At 41.3% G+C, this 4,649-nt stretch carries 3 protein-coding genes; all 3 read left to right on the top strand.

Going from position 1 to position 4,649, the window contains the following annotated elements:
- Positions 1–214: 214 nt before the first annotated feature.
- Complete coding sequence (locus tag SAE01_RS24165; protein ID WP_147206405.1) at positions 215–1,141, top strand: sugar phosphate isomerase/epimerase family protein; 927 nt, start codon at positions 215–217, stop codon at positions 1,139–1,141.
- 65 nt (positions 1,142–1,206) lie between these two features.
- Positions 1,207–2,829: a carboxylesterase/lipase family protein gene (locus SAE01_RS24170; RefSeq protein WP_147206406.1), complete on the top strand. Its 1,623-nt coding sequence runs from the start codon at positions 1,207–1,209 to the stop codon at positions 2,827–2,829.
- Between the two features lie 30 nt (positions 2,830–2,859).
- On the top strand, positions 2,860–4,413 hold the full coding sequence (locus tag SAE01_RS24175) for a carboxylesterase/lipase family protein (RefSeq protein ID WP_147206407.1): 1,554 nt from the start codon (positions 2,860–2,862) through the stop codon (positions 4,411–4,413).
- Positions 4,414–4,649 lie beyond the last annotated feature (236 nt).

The raw sequence follows: 4,649 nt of genomic DNA on the forward strand, positions 1-4,649 counted from the left end.
TAATTTAAGAAGTAAGATCTTTTTGAAAAGAGTTTTCTTAACGCCTTTTCTATGATGTCGGAAGAGAATAAGATACAGGGAGAAAAATAAGAAATGAATAAGTTAACCGAAGAACGAAGCCCAGTGGCTTGAGCGATGAAATTGACTTTTGAAGGTTTGCAAACAATAAGCGTTCAATAAAAATTAAATCAATAAATAATTCAATTTATAATCCATGCTAGATAGAAGAAAATTTCTAAAACAAACAAGCGTAGCCTCTTTAGGCGGCCTAATGTTATCAAAAGTACCAATGGCATTTGGCCCAAACGCATCAATGCCATCGCCGGGCGTTCAGCTGTTTACATTCTTCAATGTCATTGATGACGACGTAAAAGGCACCCTGAAAAAAATAGCCGCTGCAGGGTATAAAAACATAGAATCTGCTTTTAGTAAAAAAGGTGGCTACTATGGAATGAAGCCAAAAGAATTTGCTGCGATGCTTAAAGACTTAGGGCTAGCATGGAAGTCACATCACGTGCTTGGGGCGCCTTTCAAATTGCCTCCCGGCGCCAAACTTCCAACCACTCCGGATGGTAAGCCTATGACTATTCCGCCAATGTTAAACCTGCAAGATAATTTTCAGCAATTGGTTGATGAAGCGGCAGAAGGTGGTGTTGAATACCTGGTTTGTGCCAATACGCCAATCAATACGATGGACGATATCAAAGGTTCAATTAAAGTCTTGAACAAAACAGCAGAACAAGCTAAAAAAGCAGGGCTTGAATTCGCATATCATAATCACGACGCAGAATTTAGAGCAGTTGAAGGAAAGATCCCTTACGAAATCTTCTTAGCTGAAACTGATCCGAAACTTGTAAAAATGGAATTAGACCTTGCGTGGGTAGTGAAAGGTGGAACAGATCCGGTCGAACTATTTAAAAAACATCCTGGCCGTTTTCCTTTATGGCATGTAAAAGATTTGGACAAAGAGCGAAACAACATTCTTCCGTTAGGAGAAGGTACGATTGATTTTAAACCTATTTTTAAAGCTGCCTTAACAGCAGGCATGAAGTACATCTTCATTGAACACGATATGCCGGCCGATCCTTTTAAGAGTATACAAACAAGTATCAAAAATTTAAAGCAGTTATCAGTGGGATAAAAAGTCCTGATAATTCACAAAAAAACTCATTTACATTTAAACACTTCTATCGATAAATTGACAGTATGAAAAAATATCTTTCTTTTCTTTTTGGTATCTCTTTGTTGTCTTTCACTGGTTTTAGCCAGGCTTCTTCAGATCCCATTATTGCCGGTAAAAACATAGCGGTTGCAGAAACCAACACGGGTAAAGTGCGCGGCTATATTCACAACGGCATCTTTACTTACAAAGGGATACCCTACGCTTATTCCGAGCGTTTCATGCCGCCAGCAAAACCAACTGAATGGAAAAATGAACGTAGCTCTATGAGCTATGGGCCGGTATGTCCTACTGATGTGACCACTACAGTATTTGATGAATTTGAATTTCCTTTCCATCATGACCTCGGTTATTCAAATGAGCATTGCCAGACTTTAAATGTTTGGTCGCAGAAAATCAATGATGGCAAAAAGCGACCTGTAATGGTTTGGTTTCACGGCGGTGGATTTACTGCAGGTTCTACTGTTGAACTGCCATCTTACGACGGAGAGAGCCTGGCAAGAAAGGGCGATGTGGTTGTAGTTACCGTAAACCATCGTTTAAATATCTTAGGTTTTCTTGACTTGTCCGCCTATGGTGAAAAATACAAAGCTTCAGCTAATGCGGGCTTGATTGACCTCGTTGCATCTCTTCAATGGGTAAAAGACAACATTGCAAAGTTTGGTGGCGATCCAAATAACGTGACCATTTTTGGTCAGTCAGGTGGCGGTGGTAAGGTAACTTCGTTAATGAATGCACCATCTGCAAAAGGCCTTTTTCATAAAGCAATTGTGCAAAGTGGAAGCTATCTCACAAATTTTACTGACAAATCACTTTCTCAAAAGGTAGCAGCAGCTTTATTGGATGAATTGCAATTACAACCGGCACAGGTTGATTCATTGCAAAAGATCTCTTACGAGCGTTTAAACGCTGCAGGAAAAAAAGCCATCAGAAAAGTACAGGATGATCTGCGTGCACAAGGCAAAACAACAGCTGGTTTTGGACTAGGTTGGGGACCAGTATTAGACGGTGACTTTTTGCCTTATCAACCTTCAGAAGCGGCTGCAGTAGAGTTGTCTAAAAGCATCCCGTTATTAGTTGGAACTACTAAAAATGAGTTCACTCCATTTAATCCTACTAACAGGGGCATCAGTATGGATACGGTGAATAGCAGGCTTAAAAGAATGTACGGACAGCAATCTACAGCTTACATTTCTGCTGTAAAGAAAGCTTATCCAAATACAGTTAAACCTTCGGATTATATTGATCTTGATATTAACTTCCGCCAAGGTGCCATAAACCAGGCGACCGCAAAAGCGGCAGCCGGGACGGCACCTGTTTACATGTATCTCTTTGCATGGCAGTCTCCTGTGAACGACGGCATTTATAAAGCAATGCATTGTATGGAACTTCCTTTTGTTTTTAATAATATAGATCGTTGTGAAGAAATGACCGGCGGCGGAAAAGATGCGCATGCACTGGCGGATAAAATGAGTGGTGCGTGGATTAACTTTGCCAAGACAGGAAATCCGAATACAAGCGGCTTACCAACTTGGCCAATGTTTACAGCAGCAACAGGATCTACCATGATATTTGATAGTCAAAGCCGGGTAGCAAATCGTCCTGATGCAGAGTTGCTAAAGATAGCATCTGCAAGACCTGGAATGTAAGGATCAATTGTATTAACCCTGACTTGCCATATGAACGCTTTTATTAAATCTTTCATGGCTTTGATTAGTTGCGCCACAATAGCGCTTGCTTACAAGCCTTTCACTAAGCCTTTTGAAACTGTAAAAACAGACGCCGGCTTGGTATCTGGTACTACAAATGCAACAGGAGATATTTTCATTTTTAAGGGAATTCCATTTGCTGCGCCACCTGTTGGAGACTTACGATGGAAAGCACCTCAACCCATGCAACCATGGCAAGGCGTAAAAAAATGTGATGCATTTGGACCAAGCCCAATGCAGGCCAAACCGGTAGCATTTAGCATGTGGTCTGAAGAGTTTTTAATTCCGAAAGAACCAATCAGCGAAGATTGTTTATACCTCAACGTTTGGACAGGTGCTAAGACAAGCCAAGAAAAAAGACCTGTACTAGTGTGGATCTATGGCGGTGGCTTTAACAGTGGTGGAGGTGGAGTACCGATATACGATGGTGAAGCTTTGGCTAAAAAAGGGGTTGTTTTTGTAAGTTTCAATTATCGTGTCGGCGTGTTTGGTTTTTTCGCTCATCCTAAACTTACCAAAGAAGCTCCTTACCATGCTTCCGGCAATTATGGTTTACTTGACCAGGTAGCAGCGCTTAAGTGGGTACAAAAAAACATTGTAGCTTTTGGTGGCGACCCTGCTAATGTAACTATCGCGGGACAATCAGCAGGATCAATGAGTGTGAATTGTATGGTAGCAACGCCCCTGGCAAAAGGACTTTTTACAAAAGCAATTGCCGAGAGCGGTGCAAACTTTTCAAGAGGATCTTCAACACTACTACAAGCAGAACAAGATGGCATAAAACTGGCTGAAAAAGTAAATGTTCCCGGTATTGCAGCGCTGAGAAATATGTCAGCAGCGGAGTTGTTTCAAAAGGCTCAAGGCCAGCGAGGACCAATTGTCGATGGTTATGTTTTGCCTCAAACGATAGCCGAAATTTTTGCCGGGCATAAGCAAAATGATGTATCGCTTCTGACCGGTTGGAACCAGGACGAAGGGTTGCTTTTTGGGCCTATTAAAAATGCTGCTGATTTTCGTAAAGAAGTGTCAGAAAGATATGGCGCCGACTCTACCAACTTTCTCAAACATTATCCTGCTTCAACCAATGCTGAGGCTGCTACGGCTCAACTCAATCTTTCCCGCGATATGATTTTTGGTGCACAAAATTATACCTGGGCAAACGTCGCAAGCCAGCAAGGCAAAAAGGTCTATGTATATCGCTTCACCAGAAAGGTTCCGGCAACAGGCGAGTATGTAAAGTATGGAGCCTTTCATACCGGCGAGGTGCCCTATGCGTACAACAATTTGAAATTTGTTAATCGCCCCTGGCAACCCGAAGATCACAAACTTGCCGAAGTAATGTCTTCCTACTGGATCAACTTTATTACTACCGGTAACCCTAATGCTAAAGGTCTCCCCGACTGGCCTGCATACATTACTAACAATAAAAAAATAATGGATTTAGGAATTACGCAAAAAGCAGTCTCAATCCCTGATGCCGCTGCCCTCGATTTTATAGCAAATAAAATGAGCAGTAGTCGATAGATTAGTAACAACATAAATCGAAGCGTTTTGCCCAAAGTGAATAATTGTATTAACCCTTAATATTTTATTATTAACCAGTCAAAACCAATTCTATTTAACATTCGTTGCGACGCTCCGTTCTAATTTATAGCCCTGTTATAACTATTGTAAAAAACAACTAAAGTAATTGCCAAAGAACGCTATTGTAAAAACATTCGCTCACTAACAACAGTTCTTGCATAAGGGACATCAGCCGG

It is taken from the genome of Segetibacter aerophilus, from assembly GCF_007991655.1.
Taxonomy (GTDB): domain Bacteria; phylum Bacteroidota; class Bacteroidia; order Chitinophagales; family Chitinophagaceae; genus Segetibacter; species Segetibacter aerophilus.

Coding starts and splice junctions, on each gene's coding strand:
- SAE01_RS24175 (WP_147206407.1), top strand. CDS start 2,860: ATGAACGCTTTTATTAAATCTTTCATGGCTTTGATTAGTTGCGCCACA.
- SAE01_RS24165 (WP_147206405.1), top strand. CDS start 215: ATGCTAGATAGAAGAAAATTTCTAAAACAAACAAGCGTAGCCTCTTTA.
- SAE01_RS24170 (WP_147206406.1), top strand. CDS start 1,207: ATGAAAAAATATCTTTCTTTTCTTTTTGGTATCTCTTTGTTGTCTTTC.